Source organism: Paenibacillus sp. FSL H8-0261, assembly GCF_045040645.1.
Classification (GTDB): Bacteria; Bacillota; Bacilli; order Paenibacillales; family Paenibacillaceae; genus Paenibacillus_AQ.
On sequence record NZ_CP150297.1, the window covers coordinates 5,535,465 to 5,558,527 of the forward strand.

22 protein-coding genes are annotated in these 23,063 nt (G+C 36.5%); all 22 read right to left on the minus strand.

Features of this window, described 5'->3' with window-relative positions:
• Positions 1-4 precede the first annotated feature (4 nt).
• The 22 genes from hemC to MHI27_RS24790 all read right to left on the minus strand — a co-directional run bounded on the left by hemC (position 5) and on the right by MHI27_RS24790 (position 23,063).
• Positions 5-958 (minus strand): hydroxymethylbilane synthase, encoded by a 954-nt coding sequence (gene hemC, locus MHI27_RS24685; protein WP_339798214.1) that lies wholly within the window; start codon positions 956-958, stop codon positions 5-7.
• A 451-nt stretch (positions 959-1,409) separates the two neighbouring features.
• On the minus strand, positions 1,410-2,057 hold the full coding sequence (locus MHI27_RS24690; RefSeq protein WP_339798217.1) for an NAD(P)-dependent oxidoreductase: 648 nt from the start codon (positions 2,055-2,057) through the stop codon (positions 1,410-1,412).
• A gap of 5 nt (positions 2,058-2,062) precedes the next feature.
• The gene (gene ccsA / locus MHI27_RS24695; protein ID WP_076300727.1) at positions 2,063-2,890 is read right to left on the minus strand and encodes a cytochrome c biogenesis protein CcsA; all 828 of its coding nucleotides are present in this window, start codon (positions 2,888-2,890) and stop codon (positions 2,063-2,065) included.
• A gap of 5 nt (positions 2,891-2,895) precedes the next feature.
• A complete protein-coding gene (hemA, locus tag MHI27_RS24700) occupies positions 2,896-4,293 on the minus strand; it encodes a glutamyl-tRNA reductase (protein WP_405174885.1) in 1,398 nt (465 codons plus the stop codon).
• Between the two features lie 514 nt (positions 4,294-4,807).
• The gene (locus MHI27_RS24705; protein WP_339798225.1) at positions 4,808-5,377 is read right to left on the minus strand and encodes a YdcF family protein; all 570 of its coding nucleotides are present in this window, start codon (positions 5,375-5,377) and stop codon (positions 4,808-4,810) included.
• Between the two features lie 78 nt (positions 5,378-5,455).
• Positions 5,456-6,436 (minus strand): dTDP-glucose 4,6-dehydratase, encoded by a 981-nt coding sequence (gene rfbB, locus MHI27_RS24710; RefSeq protein WP_405176788.1) that lies wholly within the window; start codon positions 6,434-6,436, stop codon positions 5,456-5,458.
• Positions 6,437-6,482: 46 nt separating this feature from the next.
• Positions 6,483-7,043 carry a dTDP-4-dehydrorhamnose 3,5-epimerase gene (rfbC, locus tag MHI27_RS24715; protein WP_405174886.1) on the minus strand — a complete coding sequence of 187 codons (561 nt, stop codon included), beginning with the start codon at positions 7,041-7,043 and terminating at the stop codon, positions 6,483-6,485.
• Positions 7,044-7,063: 20 nt separating this feature from the next.
• Positions 7,064-7,942: a glucose-1-phosphate thymidylyltransferase RfbA gene (rfbA, locus tag MHI27_RS24720; protein WP_405174887.1), complete on the minus strand. Its 879-nt coding sequence runs from the start codon at positions 7,940-7,942 to the stop codon at positions 7,064-7,066.
• Between the two features lie 129 nt (positions 7,943-8,071).
• On the minus strand, positions 8,072-9,349 hold the full coding sequence (locus tag MHI27_RS24725; RefSeq protein ID WP_405176789.1) for an oligosaccharide flippase family protein: 1,278 nt from the start codon (positions 9,347-9,349) through the stop codon (positions 8,072-8,074).
• A gap of 24 nt (positions 9,350-9,373) precedes the next feature.
• Positions 9,374-10,501 carry a DegT/DnrJ/EryC1/StrS family aminotransferase gene (locus MHI27_RS24730; RefSeq protein WP_405174888.1) on the minus strand — a complete coding sequence of 376 codons (1,128 nt, stop codon included), beginning with the start codon at positions 10,499-10,501 and terminating at the stop codon, positions 9,374-9,376.
• 26 nt (positions 10,502-10,527) lie between these two features.
• On the minus strand, positions 10,528-11,094 hold the full coding sequence (locus MHI27_RS24735) for an acyltransferase (RefSeq protein ID WP_405174889.1): 567 nt from the start codon (positions 11,092-11,094) through the stop codon (positions 10,528-10,530).
• 250 nt (positions 11,095-11,344) lie between these two features.
• Positions 11,345-12,415, minus strand: coding sequence for a Gfo/Idh/MocA family protein (locus tag MHI27_RS24740; protein WP_405174890.1), 1,071 nt, complete (start codon positions 12,413-12,415; stop codon positions 11,345-11,347).
• An 11-nt stretch (positions 12,416-12,426) separates the two neighbouring features.
• Positions 12,427-13,731: a nucleotide sugar dehydrogenase gene (locus MHI27_RS24745; protein ID WP_405176790.1), complete on the minus strand. Its 1,305-nt coding sequence runs from the start codon at positions 13,729-13,731 to the stop codon at positions 12,427-12,429.
• A 29-nt stretch (positions 13,732-13,760) separates the two neighbouring features.
• Positions 13,761-14,903, minus strand: coding sequence for a glycosyltransferase (locus tag MHI27_RS24750; RefSeq protein ID WP_405174891.1), 1,143 nt, complete (start codon positions 14,901-14,903; stop codon positions 13,761-13,763).
• A gap of 286 nt (positions 14,904-15,189) precedes the next feature.
• On the minus strand, positions 15,190-16,299 hold the full coding sequence (locus MHI27_RS24755; protein WP_405174892.1) for a glycoside hydrolase family 99-like domain-containing protein: 1,110 nt from the start codon (positions 16,297-16,299) through the stop codon (positions 15,190-15,192).
• A 39-nt stretch (positions 16,300-16,338) separates the two neighbouring features.
• The gene (locus MHI27_RS24760; RefSeq protein WP_405174893.1) at positions 16,339-17,691 is read right to left on the minus strand and encodes a hypothetical protein; all 1,353 of its coding nucleotides are present in this window, start codon (positions 17,689-17,691) and stop codon (positions 16,339-16,341) included.
• Between the two features lie 70 nt (positions 17,692-17,761).
• Positions 17,762-18,745 (minus strand): glycosyltransferase family A protein, encoded by a 984-nt coding sequence (locus tag MHI27_RS24765; protein WP_405174894.1) that lies wholly within the window; start codon positions 18,743-18,745, stop codon positions 17,762-17,764.
• Between the two features lie 4 nt (positions 18,746-18,749).
• On the minus strand, positions 18,750-19,595 hold the full coding sequence (locus MHI27_RS24770) for a glycosyltransferase (protein ID WP_405174895.1): 846 nt from the start codon (positions 19,593-19,595) through the stop codon (positions 18,750-18,752).
• Entirely contained in the window at positions 19,595-20,527 is a 933-nt protein-coding gene (locus tag MHI27_RS24775) for a transketolase family protein (protein WP_405174896.1), read from the minus strand. The genes MHI27_RS24770 and MHI27_RS24775 overlap by 1 nt, the downstream gene beginning before the upstream one ends.
• Positions 20,524-21,381 (minus strand): transketolase, encoded by an 858-nt coding sequence (locus MHI27_RS24780; protein WP_405174897.1) that lies wholly within the window; start codon positions 21,379-21,381, stop codon positions 20,524-20,526. Before MHI27_RS24780 ends, MHI27_RS24775 begins: the two co-directional genes overlap by 4 nt.
• Positions 21,374-22,354: an aldo/keto reductase gene (locus tag MHI27_RS24785; protein ID WP_405174898.1), complete on the minus strand. Its 981-nt coding sequence runs from the start codon at positions 22,352-22,354 to the stop codon at positions 21,374-21,376. The genes MHI27_RS24780 and MHI27_RS24785 overlap by 8 nt, the downstream gene beginning before the upstream one ends.
• Entirely contained in the window at positions 22,332-23,063 is a 732-nt protein-coding gene (locus MHI27_RS24790) for a sugar transferase (protein ID WP_405174899.1), read from the minus strand. Before MHI27_RS24790 ends, MHI27_RS24785 begins: the two co-directional genes overlap by 23 nt.

The window sequence follows — 23,063 nt, forward strand, 5'->3', positions numbered from 1 at the left end:
CCCCTCATCCCCTAACGTCTGACAGTATCTTCTCCGCTCCTCTTGCGATCAGCTTCTTAGCGACTTCTTCGCCGAGCTGTACCGGATCCACTCCAGTGCAAGTTTCTTTCAAAATCGTTGAACCGTCAGGTGTTCCCACCATCCCGGTTAAGGAGATTATTTTGTGCTCCGCAGTAGTGGCTTCCGCGGCTGCGTCAAGCACCGCATAAGCGCCAATTGGCACTTGGCAGCCGCCGTTCAGCGCGCCAAGGAAAGTGCGCTCCGCCGCCACCGTCAACGCTGTATTGGCGTCGTTGTATAACGCCAGCAGCTTCCGCAGGTCGGCGTCATCTGCGCGGCACTCGATGCCGAGTGCGCCCTGCCCTACAGCGGGCAGGCAAACTTCCGGCGGCAGGTAGGCGCTCACGCGATCCTGCCAGCCCATGCGCGACAGCCCCGCGGCTGCAAGCAGGATCGCGTCGTATTCGCCGCTCTCCAGCTTGCCCAACCGCGAGTCAATGTTGCCGCGCACAGGCTCAATGACCAGATCAGGCCGCAGCGCAGCTAGCTGGCTGGAACGGCGTAGGCTGCTTGTGCCTACGCGTGCGCCCTGAGGCAACTCGTCCAGCGAGACGCCTCCGTTAGAGATCAGTGCATCGCGCGGATCGACGCGCTTCGGCACAGCACCGTTGATCAGCCCCTCCGGCAGCTCGGAGGGCATGTCCTTCATGCTGTGCACCGCCATGTCGATTTCCTTTTCCAGCATGGCCTGCTCGATTTCCTTCACGAACAACCCTTTGCCCCCTACCTTGGACAAGGTGACATCTAGGATGCGGTCCCCTTTGGTAACAATCTTTTTCACTTCAAAAGTGAATCCAAAACCATGCTCCTCGCTCAGTCGCTCCAGATCCGCAATCACATGCCCTGTCTGCGTCAACGCAAGCGCACTCTGTCTACTCCCCACAATAATCTTACGCATTGTCCATTCCTCCTGATTACGTCTGCCTCTTACTCTTCACCGTAGACCGTATATAGTAATCCAAACTAACCAAAAGCTACTACGCACTATTTAAAGGGCATTTTTGCCCTTTATTTAGCTCCTTCGTCGGTTATAGCTCAATTTAGGGGTATTTCTGCCCCTCATTTTGCTGATATGAGCGTTTTAGTGCAATTCAGGGGTATTTATACCCTTCATTTATCTCTTTTGACGACTATTACTCAATTAAGGGGTATTTTTGCCCCTCTTTTGACTAATATGAGCGTTTTAGAGCAATTCAAGGGTATTTATACCCTTCATTTATCTCTATCTGCGACTATTACTCAATTAAGAGGTATTTTTGCCGCTCTTTCGACCATTTCAGCCACTTTAGCCGTACTCATATCATTAATCTAACCTAGTTTTGTAATCTTCACAGTGTCCACACGCACTTTTACTCCGCCCGATGATCAGCAATCCAAGCATCCATATCCTCCGGGCTCCACGCAATAAAGCTACCGTTTCTCATTTCATTCAATACATCGAGCGTCCCAAGCTTCCGCAAAAGTCTGCTACGAACTTCAGCAGAAGATTCTTGTTCCTTAATCCGGGTTCGCATGGTATGTACAAAATCCAAATATGGCTCATACGCCGCATCCAGCGCCTCTTCAAGCACACTTTTAATCTTCGCAGCCGCAAGCGGACCAGCACCCGAAGTAGATACAGCTACCGTCAAACGGCCCCTACGTACAACTCCGGGCGTAATAAAATCCCCCGCTTCCGCATGGCTAGCCACATTCACATGAATGCCAAGTCGCCTAGACTCCTGCGCAACCTCTTCATTAACCGTTCTATCGTTAGTGGCTGCATATACGAGAAAGGCCCCACGGAGATCTCCGGGAGCATAAGGGCGGTCATGCCAGGTCATGAGACCCTTTTTCACTAGAGAGGCAAGCGTATCTGTCAAAGAGGGACTAATCATCTTAACCACCGCTCCAGCTTCCAGCAGCCCACTCACCTTCCGTTCAGCCACGGCACCACCGCCAATAACCACAACCTGTTGCTTTTCACAATCCAGCATTATGGGCAAATACCGAGTCATACTCTTCACTCCCCGCTCCAACCGTGAAAACCAGATAATGAATTCAACAAAAAATTCAAGATAATAAAAGCATATCCTAAAATCGCCCAGCGAGCCATACTTACTCCACTTTTCCGCCCGGATTTCTTAAAGATAATATAAAATATGTAAATTCCAAGGCCAATAAGTGTCGTTAGTACTTTTAAATCCTTCAATAATAGTGTCCGTCCCTCAGAAACAATAGATAAGCTAGCCACCACCAGAGAGATTGCCAGCAAAGGAGTCCCCACCAGAATAGCGGTATAAGAATATTTATCTGTAGTCTCTAAGTTCGGTAAACGACGAATTCGGTCACTCCATTGCTTGCTTTTGAGTCTGGTGTGCAGGAATAAGTACAATATTGCAAATACCGTCCCAAGTGTCAGTGCAGCAAAACTCAAATTGGCCAAAATCACATGCATTGTCAACCAGCCATACACCGAGCTCCAAGTCTCAAGCGTATGTCCCCCCGCCGTCAGCCACACCCGATTTAGGAGAAAAACACAGAATCCAGCCACACTAAGCAGCAGAATCGTAAACTCGCCTCCACGTGTAAAAGCCACCGCAAGCGAAGTCAGCACAATACTAAATGCAAACCAGAACAAGAAATCATAAGGTGTGAAAATGGGCAGTCCCTTCTCCTGAGAGAAACGAATCCCCAGTCCTGCAGCTTGCAAAAGACCCACAACAACAAGAAGCCCCGTGCCTAACCGCTTCCCACTCGGGTTGCGATAAAGGCAATCCGAGAAAACAAACAGCAGGCTCAGGGCATATAGCAGCAGAGCGGCATCATATATTCCGTTCAGCAGTTGCATATCACTCACCTACCCAACAGGCCTGCCGGAGCAAGCACCGTCTTAGGCACAGAAAAATCGCCGCTACCGGCAGTACGTTCTGTGGAACTAGACTGCTTAACCGGGGCGGAATCTCCGCCATCTGAATTAGATTCGAGCTGTTCCTGTAGCGCAAAGATTTTGGAGAAATAATCAAGAGCTTCATTCCCCTGCTTGCCACCGGACATCTCTTTAATAACATTGATTGGATCATGCATCATTTGGTTCACAATGCTTTTGGTCAAACGACGGATCACCTTGCGCTGATGCTCGTCCAGCTCAGGCAGCTTATTGAACAGACTCTCCATCGTTTCCTCATGAATCGCATTCGACTTATCTTGAAGCGCCCGGATTACCGGTCTCACGCCAAGCGTCTTAAGCCACAGCTGGAACTCATCCATTTCCTCACCGATCATCACTTCAATCTTCGCTGCTTCACTCCGGCGCATTTCCAGGTTACTCTCCACAATGCCCTCCAGATCGTCAATATCATACAAAAAAACATCTGGCACATTAGCCGCTGCAGGATCAATGTCACGGGGTACAGCTATATCAATCATAAAAAGCGGCCGCGAAGGGCGACGCTTCATAGCATTCGCTACCTGATCTGCCGAAAGTACATAGCCGTCAGCTCCCGTCGAGCTGATCACGATATCTACCTCATTAAGAGATTTTAGCGCATCTTCAATCGTGCTTGGCTTACCCGAGAACTTCTCTGCCAGTTCAATCGCACGCGACAGCGTACGGTTAGCGACAATCACCTCAGCCGCACCACTACTATATAGATGCTTTACAGTGAGCTCGCTCATTTTGCCGGCGCCGAGAATCAGCACTCTTTTACCAGTGAACATGCCAAAAATCCGCTTGCCCAGCTCCACTGCCGCATAACTGACAGATACTGCGTTTTCGCCGATTGACGTTTCACTATGTGCTCTTTTGCCGAGTGTCACCGCTTGTTTAAATAACCGGTTGAACCAAGTTCCAGTTACACCCTCAGCCTGAGCCGTGAGAAAAGAACTTCGCACCTGTCCCAGGATCTGCGTCTCGCCAATCACCATGGAATCCAGGCCACAGGTCACGCGGAACAAATGCGCAATCGCCTGCTCGTCTTCATATATATACATATGCTGTGCAAATTGCTCATTTTTCACTCCAAACCACTGCTCCATAAAACCGCGGAGGAAATACCCTCCCATATGAAGGCGGTCCATGACCACATAAATTTCCGTACGGTTGCAAGTGGCTACTACGACCCCTTCCAGCACACCCTTCGTCTTCATCAATTGATGAAGCGCTGCCGGAAGATCACTCTCCGCAAAAGCAAACTGTTCCCTAACCTCCACGGGAGCCGTACGATAATTCAGGCCAACGACGACGATGTGCATCGATAGTTCACCATCCTAGTCTCTATTCATTACTGTGTACAGTTATATTAAAGAATATTTTACATAATATTCACTTTCACAACATCTCAAAACACTGTGTTAAGTATATCACACGAAAATACGACTTTTTACAGATTTTTTGAACGCTTTATGAAATCCAGATAATAATTATTATAAATAAAAAACCGCAGGTTCGCTACGGTTAGGATGGGTTATTTTGTGATTAATTATTAACTAACTCAAAATTTCTCGGGTTTTTCAACTTTTATCGAAGCTACTTCTCCGCACCTTTTACAAAATGTGTAGATAAGTGGTGAGCCAAAAGAAAAGGATTTTCCAATAGGCATAAGGTTAGCATCTGCGCTGCTTACTTCGCCTTTGGTGAATGTAGTGCTACCACATGATTTACAAACTAAGTTCGATTCACTCAAAACGATCACCTCGGATAAAGTATACGGTATTCCATACGTTACGATGATTATCTAAATGAAAGACTCCATTCCTTTAGAGGAAGCTAACGGAACCAGTTCTTAATTTGATCAAGAGTGCTTTTTGCCTCCGGTCCATTGTAACCGAAGGTGTTGCCGATCATTTTTACATACTCGTTGAACGTAGTTTCCCGACTCTTTCGGTCACTCCACCAGCGCTTAGCGTTATATCCTGAGGCAGATCCTACATACGTAAGCTCAATATCTGATTTTTTGTACACACGTTCAAAAAGAAGCTTTATCCGCCGCATGTGAAATTCCGAAGACACGACAATCGCAGATTGAAAATCGTGTTCCTTCATTATAGGGAGAGTGAACTCAGCATTCTGATAGGTGCTTTCGGCCGCGTTCTCGGTATAGATCGCGTCCTGTGGTATACCGAGATTAAGGGCGGTTTGGAGCATGTCACCTGATGAACTCGCTGACTCTTTAGAGTTGGAAAGAATTATATAAGGAGCGTAACCAGCTTTATATAACTCGGCTGCCTTTTCTACTCGACCTTGGCCACCGCTGAGTACGATAATGGCATCTGCTTGTTTTGAAGGTTGAGTTAGGGGCAGAAAACGACCAGCAGTGAAGAAAACAGTGATCAACAATAGTAAGCATATGAAAAGAACAAATTTCCTAATAGTTAAATGACTTTTTCTTTTCTTAACAGATAAGTTACTCATAAATCACTTATGCGATTCGTTACTAAGGATTTGTTGCCACCATTCAGCATTATCAATATACCATTCGATCGTCTGCGCAATTCCTGTCTCAAAAGTATAAGTTGGCTTCCAACCTAAATTCTCAAGTTTCGTCGGATCAATGGCGTAGCGTTTATCATGTCCAAGACGATCGGTTACGAATTCGATCAAATCATCAGATTTCCCTAAGGTACTAATAATCGTCTTAACTACTTCTAGATTAGTTCTCTCATTATGACCACCTACGTTATAAACTTCACCACTTATTCCTTGGTGTACAACAAGGTCAATGGCCGCACAGTGATCCCAGACATGGAGCCAGTCACGAATGTTTTTTCCATCTCCGTATACAGGAATCTTCTCTTCATTTAATACTCTTGAGATGGTTAGTGGAATCAATTTTTCAGGAAAATGATAGGGGCCGTAATTGTTCGAGCAGCGTGTTATGTTCATTGGTAAACCAAAGGTCTCAAAATACGCACGAACTAGCAAATCAGACGCCGTTTTACTAGCACTATAAGGACTGTTAGGTTGCAAAGGTGTTTCTTCGGTAAAAAATACAGTAGGATCAAAATCGAGTTCACCATACACTTCATCCGTAGAAACATGTAAGAATTTGGTGATTCCGTATTTTTTAGCAGCATCCAACAGCACCTGTGTCCCCATAACATTCGTACGAACGAATATCGCAGGATCAGTAATTGAGCGATCCACATGGCTCTCCGCAGCGAAATGAACTACATAATCGAATTTCTCCAACTCAAAAAGTGACAATATTGCCTCTCGGTCAGCAATGTCAGCTTGAATAAACCGATAATTCGATTTTGACTCAATATCCTTATGCTTCGTTAGATCACCCGCATAAGTTAGTAAATCTAAATTCACAATATCATACTGCGGATATTTATCCACCATATACTGTACGAAGTTGCCTCCAATAAATCCGGCACCACCCGTAACTAGCATCTTTTGCTCACTCAATGAACGCACTTCCGATCTATTAGCTTTAATATTAGTTATTATATAAAAAATTCAAATTAGCATCTTTTAATAAAGGTGCCTTCTCATCTTTGGCAGACAGTACTGGTGTAACATGAATAGGCCATTCAATGCCAATAGAAGGATCATTCCACAGAATACCCCCATCACATTCAGGGGCATAAAGCTCATCGCACTTATACTGAACCTCTACGTCTTCTGTTAGCGTCATGAATCCATGAGCGAACCCTTTTGGAATAAGCAGTTGCTTCTTGTTCTCAGCACTCAGTTCAATGCCAAACCATTTACTATAAGTAGGACTACCTTTTCTGATATCTACGGCTACATCAAAAATAGCACCACGTGTACAACGAACCAGCTTTGTCTGTGCTTTAGGATGTAATTGATAATGCAAACCACGTAATGTTCCTTTAGTTGCAGAGTAAGATTGGTTATCTTGTACAAAATCCATGTCAATACCGTGCTCTTTGAACTTAGCTCCACTATATGTCTCCATAAACCAACCTCGGTGGTCCCCAAAAACAGCTGGCTCAACGACTAATACGCCTTGCAATATGGTTTCTGTAATTTTCATCGCTGCCACACTTTCAGTTATTAGTATTGTATTTTACCTGTAGCTACCTTCATCAAATATTGACCATACCCAGTCTTACTCAACTTCTCCCCGCAATTCCACAAATGTTCTTTGGTAATCCATCCATTAATATATGCAATTTCCTCAGGAGCGGCGATCTTGATTCCTTGATGATCTTCAATAGTCCGTACAAAATTAGTTGCGTCGACAAGACTTTGATGAGTTCCGGTATCTAACCAGGTAAATCCCCGACCTAGAAGTTCCACATCAAGCTGACCAAGATTTAAATAAGCTTCATTAATGGAGGTAATCTCCAATTCCCCACGTGAAGAGACCTTAACTTTCTTAGCAATCTCAATGACTCTATTATCATAGAAATATAGACCAGTAATCGCATAGTTAGATTTCGGCTGAGCCGGTTTTTCTTCCACACTCAATACTTTTCCATCTTCATTAAATTCCACAACACCAAATCGCTCTGGATCTTGTACATGATATCCGAATACTGTTGCTCCTAGCTCTTTAGAAGAAGCACGCTGTAACATCTTTCGCATTCCATTTCCATAGTAGATATTATCTCCAAGGATCATGGCAACCGAATCATCACCGATAAAAGATTCACCCAAAATAAAAGCCTGAGCTAAACCGTCAGGACTTGGTTGAACTATGTATTGTAATGAGATGCCGAATTGAGAACCATCACCTAGTAGACTTTCAAATCTAGGTGTATCCTCTGGTGTTGAGATAATTAGAATGTCTTTAATGCCTGCTAGCATTAATGTGGAAAGAGGATAGTAGATCATTGGTTTGTCGTAAACGGGGAGTAGTTGTTTACTCGTAACCATTGTTAATGGGTATAGGCGTGTGCCACTACCACCTGCTAAAATGATGCCTTTCATGTATTAGACTCCTTTTAGAGTAAAATGAACATTCATAGATTTAAAAAGTTATCAAACAAAACAAGTCATTTTCCAAGTTTCCTTCATCATAAATATTTTTGATGTGAGCAAAACAATAACATTAGTGATTTAATGTAATTTAACCCTATAATTCTTCGTAAACACAACAAACAAAAATAATGCCATTAATAAGTATACAAAAATACTTGTATATGCTGCACCTTTAGCTCCATAAACCGGTATCAATATTAAATTAATACCTATCTGAGCCAACACCCCAAATATTGAGATTAACATGTTATATTTTATTTTACCCATAGAGGATAACAAATGTGCCGATGTATAACGCAAACCAGAATTGGCAAATGAAGCTATCAATAATAGTCGCATAACAGGAACTATTGATTCATATTGGCTTCCATACAACACAGTTATAATAGGTTTTGCAAATATATAAAGAACTGATACTATAGGAATAATAATACAGGCTATTGTGATAAGCATCTTTTTATAGTTTTGCCACACCCAAGTTTTATCAGATTCATGTTTCACAAAATAAGGTCCTAAAAACACTCCTATTGCAGTACTAATTATGGATAAATTCCCTGGTAAAACATAGGCAACTTTATAATCTGCAAGAACAGAAGCATCACCAGTAAAACGACTTAACATAAAGATATCATTTAGCATAAACACTATCCATATTCCATTAGTTACCATATACTGCATGGAAAACTTATCAATTATTTTTTTTTCATTTTTTTGAATTAGAATAGGTTGCTTACCTTTAAAGTAAAGTCGATAAGTAATCCAACAAAGTCCGACACCAAAAACTACATTCACTACAATAGTTGCCAATATTACTCCATTTAGCTCATTAATTGTTGCTCCAATATATCTACCAATAATTAAAATAGCTGTAGTCGCTAGAGTGGCAATCGCGAATTTTTTATTTGCGAATAAAGCTCTAAATATCAATGAATTACTATCAATTAAATATTGAAATGGCAATACCATTAAAAGAAGAACGAGCAAAAAAAATGAAGATTTAAATTCTTCTGGATGAGGGTAGAAAATTAAACCTATACCAGCTAATATTACGATGATGATATTAATTATCGTACCTTTAATCATCGTATACCTATAGTATCCAAATTTCTCTTCTATATTTTTCCCTAATATTACATATCGAAGTAGAGCATTGCTTAGACCAAATCCAGCAAATATATATACGTAACCGTAAATATTCTCAATATAACCTAATTGTCCATACGAAGTTTTAGATAACGCACGAACAAGAAATATTGAACCAAAAAAAGAGACGAATTTCGACAAGAAACTTCCAATGAAAATATGAAAAGCGCCCCTTTTCCACAACTCATTAAATTTACCTTTTATCACATGCACTCCCGGCAATCTAAAACTCCTCTTCTATTTGATTGAATTTATAATACATTCAGTAATTTCATTCACTTCTTCTTCTGTTAAATATGGGTGCATAGGTAGAGATAGTACAATTCCACTTAATTCAGTACTAATTTCCAATTCATCTACATTACACTCATAACTAGAAAAAGCCTTTTGTTTATGTAATGGTTTTACATAATAAACAACACTCGGAATTCCATTTTCTGTTAGTTTGGCATGAAGACTATCCCGTTCTTTTTCATTTTTCAATTTAATTGTGTATTGAGCAAAACTAGAAATATATCCCTCATTAATAAGTGGTATTTCAACGATGCCTTGAAGTCTTTCTGTGTATTGTTGATATACCTTATTTACACTTTCAAGCTCGTGCTCAATAAATGCTGTTAACTTCACATTTAAAATTGCTGCTTGAATCGTGTCAAGTCTAGAGTTAACTCCAATTCTTACATTATCATACTTATCTTCTCCCTTCCCATGAACCTTCAGGGAATTTAGTAATTCTGCAAGTTCATCATTATTTGTGAATATTGCCCCACCATCACCATAACAACCAAGAGGTTTTGCAGGAAAAAAAGATGTAGTTGCTGCGTCTCCAAAACTACCAGCCTTTTTTTCGTTAATACTCCCACCAAAACCCTGAGCCGCGTCTTCTAATACCAATAAATCATACTTTTTAGATATTTTTTCTATTTCAAAATAATTTGCTGGAAGACCGAATAAATCAACAGGAATAATAATCCTAGGAGTTAAAACTCCCTCTTCAATTATTCTAATAATAGCCTCTTCAAGTTTACCTGGATCAATATTAAAGGTATCTCTATCCACATCTACAAATATAGGAGTAGCTCCACAAAAAGATACAATTTCTCCTGTAGAAAAGAAAGTGAAGTCTGGAATAAATATTGCATCGCCTTCTTTAATCCCCCAAGCCATCATTAATAACGACATTGCTTCAGTGCCATTTGCACATGATATACAATGTTTCACCCCTACATACTTAGCTAATCGATTCTCTAGTACCTTAACTTCTTTACCATTAATAAAATTAGCTTCATTAATAACCCCTTGTATAGCTAAATCAATATCATTTTTATATTTTTTATATTGTATTTTTAAATCTCTAAATTCCATTTTTCGTCACTCTCGCTATAATAATTTTAGTTTTCAATTTCAATGAGCTTTTCATTTTCCATAGAGTATTTCCTTCCACACTCTTCGCATAACATATTTACCCGAAGTGTAGTACCACATTCACAGACCCAGCCTATCTGTCTAGCTGGCACTCCTGCCATTAAAGCATAATCTGGAACATCCTGTACAACTACCGCTCCTGAAGCAATCATTGCCCATTTCCCTATCACATTTCCACATATGATAGTAGCATTTGCCCCGATAGATGCACCGTATTTAACTAGGGTTTTTTTAAAATTTGCTGAACCCTTAGGATATTTACTTCTAGGAGTCAGATCATTTGTAAAAACCATTGAAGGGCCACAAAATACGTAGTCGTCTAATTCTACGCCTTCATAAACAGAAACATTATTTTGAATCTTCACATAATCCCCTATTTTCACATCGTTAGATATATTTACATTTTGGCCCAAAGAACAATATCTCCCAATAATCGCTCTATTTTGAATATGTGAGAAATGCCAAATTTTCGTTCCTTTCCCTATCTCTACATTGTCGTCTATAAAACTACTTTGATGCACAAAGTACTCCACTCTATCTCCCCCAAAGAAGTTTACTTCCTCCTAGATTAACCTTAAAACAAACTAAAAATGGAATTTCAATAAAATAATTTCCAACTGTTAAAACCTTTCAATTTCTGAGTAGATGTTAATCAAAAATCCAGGTGAACTAATAGAGAGATTTAAATATTTTCTTTATACTTGATTACGATCATAACAACCTAAATAATGCGATAATTTCAATTTATTAATTCCATTAAAATTACTCAGTACTCAAACTAAATTAGCCTTTAAAATCATAAGTACTGATACTTTCTAAAGGGAATTTAACGCTTTTACCTTCAGCGGAAGATTTGTAAATTGCAAGTATCAGTTCAAGCGCTCTTCTTCCATCTTCTGCAGTAACGTATGGTTCCCTGTTATTAATTACTGCATCAATAACATCTTCATATAAGGGAATATGTCCAAAACCATATACGTTGGGGGGATTTTCCTTGTATTTATGTTTTACCTCATCTGGATCGTCAAGACCATCAGCAAATAACCATTCATCAATTAAATTCACTGATTTCCCACCTGCTTTAACAGTGCCAGCTTCTCCAAATATATATAATGTTTCTTCAAGATTATGTGGATAAATATTAGTAGTGCCTTCTATAACTCCATAACTTCCATTAGAAAATTTAATTAATGCTAGTCCTAAATCCTCTGTTTCAATAAAATCATGAAGTAAATTGTCAGTCATTCCAACGACTTCTACTATCTCATCTCCCATCATCCATCGTAATAAATCAATGTTATGAATACATTGATTCATTAAGGCACCTCCGTCCTGCTCCCAAGTGCCTCTCCAAGGAGCTTGTTTATAATATTCGCTTCCTCTATTCCATCTAATATTAGCAGTAGCATGAAGTAACTTGCCAAACCGCTTTTCTAGAACCGCTTCCCTAATTTTCTGTATTGATTTATTAAACCGATTTTGATGGCAAGCACTTACTTTTAGGTTTTTTTCCTTTGCCTTTATTATAATTTCATCAACTTCTGCAAGTGAAAGCGCAATCGGTTTCTCTATAATGAGATTACATCCAGCATCGATGCAGTCAAGAGCAATTTGACCATGCTTTCCGCTTTCAGTACATATAGCCACTAACTGAGGTTTTTCTATTTGTAGCATCTCTTTATAATTTGTATATTTTTTAACTGTACTCGAAAGCTCAAAACTATTTATTATGTAATCCATATTATTATTTTCCAAATCACACAATGAAATAATATCTAAATCATTATTAAGTGCTGCTGCTACATGATTAGGTGAAATTCTCCCACAGCCAATAATTGCATACTTTAATCTCATAAATATACCCCCTATAACAATTCGATATTAGCTCTATTTTCTACACTTTTCATGGCATTTTTAGTATCAAATATATCTTTGGAATATTTTTGAATAAGTGAATAATCCACATTTGTATGAGCAGTAGTTATAATCACTAAATCCACACTTTCTACAAGTGCTGGTGTTAATTCAGTTTCACCTTTTTTTTCTATTCCATGTTTAAAGTATTCTCTAACAAAAGGATCAAAGAAAACTACCTCAGCTCCCTCTTTTTCGAGTTCCTCAATCACCCTAATTGCTGGACTTTCTCTGTAATCATCTATATCTTGTTTATATGCTACTCCTAGAACTAAAATTTTAGAGCCGTTCAATGCTTTTTTTTGTCTATTTAAAATTTTACCTGCTCTTTCCACGCAATATTCAGGCATTCTATCATTAATCATCATTGATGATTCAATCATAGAAGTATGAAAACCATATTCACGGGCTTTCCAAGATAAATAATATGGATCAAGTGGTATACAGTGTCCCCCTAAGCCCGGCCCTGGGTAAAAAGCTTGGAACCCATAAGGCTTAGATTTAGCAGCATCAATAACTTCCCAAAAATTAATACCCATTTTATTACATAACATAGCCAACTCATTTACAAGCCCTATATTCACATTTCTATAAGTGTTCTCCAATATTTTCTCCATCTCAGCAATTGCAGGACTAGAAACGGTATGAACATCACCTTCAAGAACCGCACGGTACATAGTTGCTATAACTTCAGTAGCATCTTTTCCAATAGCACCTACAACTTTAGGTGTATTTTTCGTATTGTATTTCAAATTACCCGGATCTACACGTTCTGGAGAAAAGCCTAAATAAAAGTCATCTCCACACTTTAAGTTTGAACCCTTCTCTAATATTGGTTTTATGAGATCTTCAGTAGTTCCTGGATATGTTGTAGACTCTAAAACAACTATTGTTCCTTTTTTTAGATATTTAGCGATTTGTTCGCAGGAGGATTTCACATAGCTAATATCTGGTTGCTGATGCTCATCTAGTGGTGTAGGCACACAGATTGCGATAAAATCTACATCTTTAATAAAACTAAAATCTAACGTTGCTGACAAAAGTCCTTTTTTCACTAGATCATTAAGTTCTGAATCAACTACATCACCAATGTAATTTTCTCCTTTATTAACCATTTCAACTTTAAGAGATTGAACGTCAAAACCGATAGTCCTAAATCCAACTTTAGCTTTTTCAACGGCAAGCGGGAGCCCCACATACCCTAAACCAACAACCCCAACGGTAATCTTTTTATTCAAAATTTTATCCAACAACATTTGTTTCAAAATAATAGCCTCCAATTTATTTATTCGAAACGTCTATTTTCAAAATTATTACCTAGCACATAGTTCACTACTGGTCGCATCACAGTGTGTATGCTCAAATACTTTTCAGCATAATTACGAATTTCATCCCTAACCCGCATTGAATTCTCTAGAGAAAAATAAATAGCATCATAAAATTCAATTATTTTCTGAATATCTATAGAACCCTCACCATCTGAATAGTCAAGCACATAATCAAATTTATTTTCTTCGAAAACATCTATTTTTGAAGCTGTAGCCACCGGTAAACCTTTAGCTAGATACTCACGGCTTTTCAACGAACTCGATAGTTCAAAAGCTCTCCTACCTGGTGCTAATTCACATATACCAATATCCAACTTATCATACATTTCATCCAACTTTTCTCCAAATAAATATCCATGAAAAAATACATTATTTTCCATTTTTCTCTTTTTACACAAATCCTTTAATTCTTCTAGTATCTCTCCATCACCGATAATATGTAATTTAACCTCTCTGTTACCGCCGTTTTGATAATAATCCCCTAAACCATTAATAAAGCGATCATATCCATGTACTTTTTGAAGAGAAGCTACAGCTCCGCAATGTATTTCATGATTTTTTATTGAGATCTTACGAATATCAACAATGGATAAATCAATTCCATTTAATATTTTGATGCAGGGTACTTCATGTAAGAACTTTTCTTTTGACATTATTGCTATTCGATCAATACACTTACTAATTTTCATCCAACAAAGTTTATCTTTTATGATATATGGAAAATTCTTTAATGTATCAGATAGATGATGAATATAATCAATGTCCGGCAATTCGAGAATGATCTTTGCCTTTGGATTATTTTTCCTTAATTTCTGAACGAATTTAGAGAATGGCCAGTCAGACCAATTGAATCTGATATAATATAGATCAGCACCATTTAATTTTTTATCATATATTAAAGAATCCGATACACTTGTAAATGGCAAGCGAGTAGTAATTTTAGTCATGAAATTCTTTCTTAACTTCTTTTTGTTGTTATATATCTCCATCTCAATACCGAGTTCAGTTAACGCCTTTACTTGAGCCTCAGATTTACGGGCAGATCCTACAAATGGGCCACTTTTACTCATATCCCACGCTGTAATAAAAAAACCTTTCATGAAACTCCCCCATATTATATTTTCAAAGTTAATTTTATCCATTAAGTTAGAATTTTAATTGAATACTTTACACGTTAAGAGTCTCAAAAAGTTCAGAACCATTTAAATAGATATACTAGCAATAACAAAAAAAAAGAAAGCGAAAGAATATTGATAGAGGCTAAAATAATGGAATAAATCATATTTTTATTGAGATTTCACAAGAACAAGATTAAATGTTTTGCATTTAATCAATCTCTTATTTTCGTCTTATATAACACAATTTTCACATTTTGATCCTAAAAATTTATTTATCAACAAATTCCTTATTTTCTATTAAAGCCTCACGAACCGCTTCTAAATATGCAAATCCATTTTTTTGATCGGGCTCCAGATGCCCCCCTTCTCCCCACTCATTCCAAGCAAACATAAAAAGTATATCCTTTGCGTAAATCTCTCTTGTTCTTTTAATTTGCTTTGAAAGATATAATTTAAATTTCTGGGGAGTTGCGTTTAATGTAATTTGACCTCTATGTTTATGACGAGGAGTATTATCCCAGTCTACAAACGCACCAGGAATCATTTTCTCATCTCGTGGCGTTGTATTCAGAATTACATTCCAGACATCATCATACGAAAATGTTGTACTGCTCAATAAATTCGAAGGCAAATGTAATTTATTAAATATTCGTTTTAAAGTCCTTTTTAGAATATATTTTACTTTTGTGTCCAAAATATATTGGAATGCAGTGCCTGGTTGATATTCTATACCATAGTCGAATCTATCCCCGCTCTTCTCCTTTAAGTGATTATAAAACTTTTGTTGGTATATAAAAGAGATTCCTGGAAAACCGTTAGACACCGCCAGTTCTTGCCATAAATCTATCATTTCAACACAAGTAGGGATTATTTCTGGACGATAAATAACAAAAACAGGTTTTCCATCTTCTTTTATATATCTTTCATCCTTGAAAAAATTTAACAAGTAATAGAAATGCTGTTCCCAATCTTCTCTTGACCCATAGGTTTGTCCAATTAAAACTTCTTTACTATTATTGGCCCATGCTCTTGTCCAATCCTCATTAGCCCAACACATACAGAAGGGCAAGTCTACTTCCTTGTCATTTAACATAATCTCGGCTGGTTTTTCCATCACCATCCTTCCATCAAACCAGTAATGGTAATAGCAAAATCCATAAACTCCATATTTTTTTGCCATACGAGCTTGATGTCTGAGATTTTCTTTTTTTGTTAAATCATAATAGTTTTCTTCATAGGGCACTCTTGGTTGATTATGCTCCTTAAATAGTGGCTTCGCATTTCTAACAGTAGTCCATTCTGTAAAACCTTCCCCCCACCATTCATCATTTTCAGGAAATGTATGAAATTGTGGTAAGTAGAATGCAATGATTTTCAATTTTCCCCCTCCTAATATTTGCATTAAATAATATACATCTCAAAAATTAATTTTTTTTTCATTTATTATCTCATCATTCGAACCATTAAATTCCATTTGCAAAAACATTAAACTAAGAAAAAGCATTAATACCTCACTTGGTTTAAACAATAGTGAAAAAAACTGATTGGAATTAATTAAATAAGTAGTAATTACAACCGAAATTGCTAATTTAATATTATTCTCCTTCAATTTATACAATATTGAATCTAAAAGTCTAAAACTCAAAATAAAACCTAATGGTGATAATATCAAAGAATACATCCCATAGTTTGCGAATCCTCCGCCAACTAAACCGGTATTCATATTTTCACCAATATTAGATGAATAAATTGAACCTATTATACGAGGAATAGGAGTAGTATAGTTAGATTCATACAGATTGAAATAATGAGTTAGCCAATCTAAGTGCTGTTTTAGAAAATCCGGAGGATTCACTTTAAAAAAATCAAAATAAAATTGACTAATTAAATTAGGAGTAATTGATATTCTTCGTATAAGTTCTAATCCATACTGGGTTATATTAATATAATTTTCTACGTAGATTAGCAAGTACACTGCTAATAGTAAATACACTAGAATCTTATGGTTCTTTTTGCCAAAGTAATAAACCATAATTATAAGCAAAAGATCAAAAAGAAATAATCTATTTGCACCTATAGAAAAAAGGAAAATTTGAGAGATTGCTAATAAAACAATATAAATATATTTCTTTTTCAATTCAATAGAAATAACGACTAAAATAGGAATGATTTTTGCAGCAAAGGTTATGTAAGCTAACAAAATCCAATGAGTATTCTCCTCTCTGAAGGCGAATCTCAATTTATATACATTACTAATATCAAATATATTTAAAACAAACCTAAAATCGCTCAAAATACCACTTATGAGAATAGCTGTAAATGATATTAACAAAACAAATATTGAAAAGAATTTTTTTTTAAATTTTTCGCTGATTAGTAGAGAAAGCGTATTGCTTGATTTAGGGAGAATACCATTCATAAAAGTAAGTATTATCCAAAAAGAAGCATATATTAATAGATATCCAGTTTCATTTCTTGTCAAACTCAAGAAAACCACGCCTGGTATAAAATATAAACAATTTATACAAAACATCATATAATTCGAAATAGTTCCATTGACCAACAATTTTGAAGTACTATGCGCAATTACTAAAGAAAAAAAAACTCCCAGTAAATGCTTAGCAATCGAATAGTTCGAATCAAACCCAATTAAATAATGTTCACCCCATTTATTAGGATCTATACTAGGAATGACTATATTAAGAACAATTAGATAAGCTATCAATAGTAAAAAAGTCTTTTTATCGTGCGATTTTATTTTTATAATCATTTTTTTCTCACCATTCTCATTAAATACTTAAATAATAATAATTAACTTTTGTGAAATTAATTCCCTATCTTTATAACCTTAGCCTAAATGTATTGATTAACTTAAACATTCTAGGTGAGATTAAAAAGATGAAGGAGGCAATTCGGATTTTTTTATCTGGAAATTTTATCAATCTTCTCAAATTATCTCTTGCATTTATTGTTTTACAGATATCCCTATATTCAATATAACTATATCGAACAGAAATATTATTAACTAATGAAAATACGACTCTTGGAATTGCAAAATAAGTGTACTTATCAAAACAAGTTGGACATTTTTCTTGGATGATTTTTTCCTGCTCTATTTTTATATTCATACTATTATTTACATAAGTATTGATATCATTAGTGATGTTCCCCATTAATGAAGTATTTGTGCTCCTGTAAAAATACAATTGATCATGTATTATAGCTATTTTCTTCGAATATGCCATACAATTTGTTGCAAAATAAACATCCTCTCCATATTTAAAATTGGTAGGATATTGAAGATTATTCAAAATCAAAAGATTCTTATTATATAACATAGCCCAATGGTTTGTTTTTAATAAACCTAGTGCAAAATCAACAGTCGCCTTTTCCTGATCTAAAATTTCAAAATCCTCACTCACATCAGCAATTAAATTAGTATGGTTTTCATCCATAAAATTCATAAAACCACATATCGCAATATCACTATTAGTTGTGAGAGCCACTTTTAAAAGCAATTCAATATATCTGTTGTGTAATAAATCATCTGCATCAACAAATACTACGTAATCCCCAGTGGCATAATTTAGACCATGATTTCTCGCAGAAGCAGCTCCACTATTTGTTTGTTGAATTAGATAATATTCACAATCAATAGAATTCAAGCTTTCTTTAATAATATCTACCGAGTTATCTCTTGATTCGTCATCCACCAAAATTATCTCTATATTCTTATGAGTTTGATTTAATATGGTGTCTAATAATCCTTCGATATATTTTGCTGCATTAAATACCGGTACAATAATACTAACTTTTTGTTCCATACTATCACCTATTACCTTTGACTAAAGGAGGGCTCTTACGAAATAATTTTCTAAATACCCATCTTTCGATCTTTAAAGGGAGAATTGAAATGATTATCTGAGCTGCTGCCACTATTGTTAAATCAACCAGACTTGAATATCCCTTCCTCCATGATCTATAAATAACGCCAACATATGCTTTGGTCGTACTCCATGATTTTCTACGTGCTAACATATCATCATTAGTTCTGTACTTTACTAATGACAAACCAATATTTTTACAACCTGATCCATTCAGTATCATTCTAATGAATAAATCTATATCCTCACCACGATTAACAGAATTGTAACCACCGAGTGAAATAACAGTATTCTTTTTATACATCACAGTAGGATGATTAAAGGGATTTCTCCTTTTTCCATACTTAAAAATTGAAATCTGATCTAGAGGAACTTTTTTAACAGCATTAATCTCATTTGGATTATCAATAAATTCATCCATATATGTACCTACTAAATCTAAGCTAGAGTTTTTCTCAAATTCAGCCAATTGCAACTCAAATCTATTATGAGTTGAAATATCATCTGTATCCATCCTTGCCACCAAATCGTATTTACAAGCTTTCAATCCAATATTTAAAGCTGCCGCCAACCCCACGTTTTTTTTAATCTCTAATACTGACATATTATTCGGGTATTGATACATAAAATCTCGAATTACTTCCTCTAGTTCTTCATTTAGGGGTCCATCTTTTACAAGAATAAAGTCATCTGTGGGAACCGTTTGATTAAAAATGCTTTTTATTGACTCTTTTAGGTATTCAGGCTTTTCTTTTTCATAAACAGATGACAAAACACTATATTTTATCATTAATTTTCCTCACTTAAGAAATTCTCATTAATCTTCTTAGATATCTGATTTGCACTCATTCCATATATATCTCTTAAATACTTCTGAGATCCAACTATACTAGAATAGATATCATCTAATCCTATTTTTATTATTCTTGCTCTTGGATTAGGTAACTCAGCCAGCACTTCAGAAACTGCACTACCAAATCCTCCAATAACATTATGTTCTTCAATAGTAACTATGACATCATACTTCAAGGCACATTCTGTTATAGTTTCTCTATCAATTGGCTTAACTGTAGGGAACGTATATAACGCAGGAGTAATATCTTTCATAATGAGTAATTCTCTTGCTTCAAATGCTTCATCAAAAATAGCCCCAGTTGTAAATATTGCTATTTTATGACCATCTTTCACCTTAATTGCCTTTCCGATTTGAAAATTTTCTATATTTTCATGTATTCGTGGTTCTCCGCCTCTACCTAATCTAAGATAACAGGTGCCTTGGTATTCATAGATTGCCTTCGTTGCATGCTCTGCTTCGACTAAGTCACCTGGAGCCAAGACTTTGACTTCAGGTAAAGCCCTCATTATAGCCAAATCTTCTGTAGCATGGTGACTCATTCCAAGCGATCCGTAAACAAACCCACCACCTACACATACGATTTTAACGTTAGCATTATGATATGCACAGTCGTTTCTTATCTGCTCAATCGCCCTCAGAGTAGGAAAGTTACCTATTGAGTACGTAAATACCGTTTTTCCTTGTAGAGCTAACCCAGCTGCAAAGCTAGTCATGTTTTGTTCCGCAATTCCTGCATTAGTAAATTGATCAGGGAACCTTTCCCAAAAAGGTTTCAGTACACCGAACCCCAAATCGCCCGTAATAAGATGTACGTTCTTATCATTTTCAGCCAATTCCATTAACGTTTTCACAAAGGTATCCCTCATGCTCTAGGCACCTCCACTATATACATATCTTCAACATCTTCTGGCTTTTGTTCTTTTAATTCTGCAACTGCTGTGTCATACTCTTCACCTTCATGAGGAAAGCGATAATGCCATAGTATTTCATTCTCCATAAACGATATGCCATTCCCCTTAATTGTATTTGCTATTATTACTGTAGGTTTTTCTTCAGATAATTTTGCTTTTAATAATGCTTCCTTTAATTCATTATGGTCATGTCCGTCAATATCGATTACATTCCAACCGAACGATTTCCATTTATCCACAAATGGAGAAAGTGAGATTGTATTTTCACAGAAATCAAGACTTTGCATTTTATTATGATCAATAATTGCTATAAGATTATTAAGTTTGAAGTGATTTGCAACTAACGCAGCTTCCCACATAGAACCTTCATCGCATTCGCCGTCTCCGCATATCACAAATACATTATTACGTATGCTATCCTTTTTAGCACCATAAGCCATACCTGCTCCTACAGATAGTCCATGACCAAGTGAACCAGTAGAAAACTCAACACCTGGAACCCCCTTATGTGAAACATGTCCAGATAACCTACTTCCATCTGCATAATGAGTTTTTAATTCTTCAACGCTAAAAAACCCAACTTCTGCCAAAGCAGCATAAATTGCAGCCCCAGCATGTCCTTTGCTAAGGATAATTTTATCTCTATCTGGCATATTAGGATCTTCAGGGTTCACATTTGCTACACCACTATAAAGCACAGCAATGATATCAGCTACTGACAAAATAGAACCTATGTGAGAACCATGTGATAGATGGGTCATTTCAATACTATGTCTACGTATTTTCCAAGCTAATCCTTTACTATTCATTTGTGGCTGCCACCTCACTATAATCCATAACATCTCTTAGGATTGAAATCTGTTCTAAACAATTGATTTGATTATCGTTCAGATGCCAACCTAAAGCAGAAATGTTAGAATGTAATTGATCAGTATTCTTAATTCCAGCAATAACTACTGAATTTGGTACATAATCTAAAATCCATCTAATAGCTATTGCAGGAATGGTTTTGCTTAGATTTTCTGACATCTCCTTTAAATAATTTACAATTTCCAAGTTTCTATTAAACTTTTCACCATGGAAGTTAGTATATATTTCTTTGGATCTTCTATCATTTGATGCAAATCTACTATTGATATTGTATTTTCCTGTCAGCACACCCTGCCCCAAACTTCCCCAGGTTAAAGGGCTAGCTTTTATTTCTTGTGATAAAGTAAAAATATCTTTTTCATTTTTTCTACATGCTAAGCTGAACTCATTTTGAAAGCTAACAAATTTACCAGTATGATATTTTAATTCTTTGATATCAGCTTGATTAACATTTGACAGCCCATAATTTCTAATAAGTCCTCTTTGTTTTAGTTTATCCAATGTTTCAACAACATCATTGATATCAGTTTTACTATCTCTATAGTGAAGTTGATACAAATCAATATAATCAGTTCGTAATCTTTTTAGACTTTTTTCAACAGCATAATTTATCCATTCTGGTGAATTGTCATAGAACGTATTTCCATTCTCCACTCTTACTCCGAATTTTGTCGCAATTACGACCTTACTTCGTTTAGCTCCTAGGGCTTCACTTAAAGTACTCTCCCCTTCACCTAACCCATAAGTATCTGCCGAATCAAAAAAATTAATACCATTATCAATACCTTCATTTACCGCTTTGATTAAATCTATTTTTGAAACCTCTCCCCAGTTATATCCTCCCATCGGGCATCCACCAAAACATAATCTGGAGACTTCTAAGTCTGAATTACCGAGTAAGATTTTTTCCATTAGTATCACCTATTTGAAGTATAGTTTTTAGAGCTTTTTTTATAGTTCTATTTATAGTGAGTAAGAATAATTCACAATCAATTTTCAATGATATTTGAGAAACATATTTTATTCTTAAAGAATTTTTTCGCTCAAGAACATACTTTTCATAGGCTTCATCTGCATTTTCACTACCAACTACCTCATCAAGGTTAATAAACTCTATTGAACTAAAGTCGCTAATGCCTGGTCTTACTTCTAAAATACACTTCTCTACACCTTTGTATTGTGAAGTATATTTTAACAATTCTGGGCGAGGGCCTATGAAACTCATTTCCCCTTTTATAATATTTAGAAGTTGTGGAATTTCGTCCATTTTAGTTCTTCTCAGGAATTTCCCCACTTTGGTAATTCGATTGTCATTTAGAGCAGTGGTTCCCCCACCAATTTTATCTGCATTATTAATCATGGTTCTAAACTTAAAAATCTTAAATGTTTTACCTCTGTAGCCACCTCTATCAGCTTTATAAAATACAGGAAAACCTGAATCAACAATAATAGCAATAGCAATCAAAAACAGGAATGGTAACAGTAGTATTATTAGAATTAAAGCTATAATTAATCCTATCACTCTCTTTATATATCTATTGTAAACACTATTAAATTCACACTGAATCTGTTCGTTACTATATCCACTAATTTCGTGTTGTTTTCTAGATAATTCACTCAT

Coding starts and splice junctions, on each gene's coding strand:
- rfbC (WP_405174886.1), bottom strand. CDS start 7,043: ATGAAAATTACAGAAACCATATTGCAAGGCGTATTAGTCGTTGAGCCA.
- MHI27_RS24775 (WP_405174896.1), bottom strand. CDS start 20,527: ATGAGGGATACCTTTGTGAAAACGTTAATGGAATTGGCTGAAAATGAT.
- MHI27_RS24740 (WP_405174890.1), bottom strand. CDS start 12,415: ATGAGATTAAAGTATGCAATTATTGGCTGTGGGAGAATTTCACCTAAT.
- rfbA (WP_405174887.1), bottom strand. CDS start 7,942: ATGAAAGGCATCATTTTAGCAGGTGGTAGTGGCACACGCCTATACCCA.
- hemC (WP_339798214.1), bottom strand. CDS start 958: ATGCGTAAGATTATTGTGGGGAGTAGACAGAGTGCGCTTGCGTTGACG.
- MHI27_RS24730 (WP_405174888.1), bottom strand. CDS start 10,501: ATGGAATTTAGAGATTTAAAAATACAATATAAAAAATATAAAAATGAT.
- rfbB (WP_405176788.1), bottom strand. CDS start 6,436: ATGCTAGTTACGGGTGGTGCCGGATTTATTGGAGGCAACTTCGTACAG.
- MHI27_RS24760 (WP_405174893.1), bottom strand. CDS start 17,691: ATGATTATAAAAATAAAATCGCACGATAAAAAGACTTTTTTACTATTG.
- MHI27_RS24780 (WP_405174897.1), bottom strand. CDS start 21,381: ATGAATAGTAAAGGATTAGCTTGGAAAATACGTAGACATAGTATTGAA.
- MHI27_RS24765 (WP_405174894.1), bottom strand. CDS start 18,745: ATGGAACAAAAAGTTAGTATTATTGTACCGGTATTTAATGCAGCAAAA.
- MHI27_RS24785 (WP_405174898.1), bottom strand. CDS start 22,354: ATGGAAAAAATCTTACTCGGTAATTCAGACTTAGAAGTCTCCAGATTA.
- MHI27_RS24745 (WP_405176790.1), bottom strand. CDS start 13,731: ATGTTGTTGGATAAAATTTTGAATAAAAAGATTACCGTTGGGGTTGTT.
- MHI27_RS24690 (WP_339798217.1), bottom strand. CDS start 2,057: ATGACTCGGTATTTGCCCATAATGCTGGATTGTGAAAAGCAACAGGTT.
- MHI27_RS24750 (WP_405174891.1), bottom strand. CDS start 14,903: ATGAAAGGTTTTTTTATTACAGCGTGGGATATGAGTAAAAGTGGCCCA.
- MHI27_RS24770 (WP_405174895.1), bottom strand. CDS start 19,595: ATGATAAAATATAGTGTTTTGTCATCTGTTTATGAAAAAGAAAAGCCT.
- ccsA (WP_076300727.1), bottom strand. CDS start 2,890: ATGCAACTGCTGAACGGAATATATGATGCCGCTCTGCTGCTATATGCC.
- MHI27_RS24790 (WP_405174899.1), bottom strand. CDS start 23,063: ATGAGTGAATTATCTAGAAAACAACACGAAATTAGTGGATATAGTAAC.
- hemA (WP_405174885.1), bottom strand. CDS start 4,293: ATGCACATCGTCGTCGTTGGCCTGAATTATCGTACGGCTCCCGTGGAG.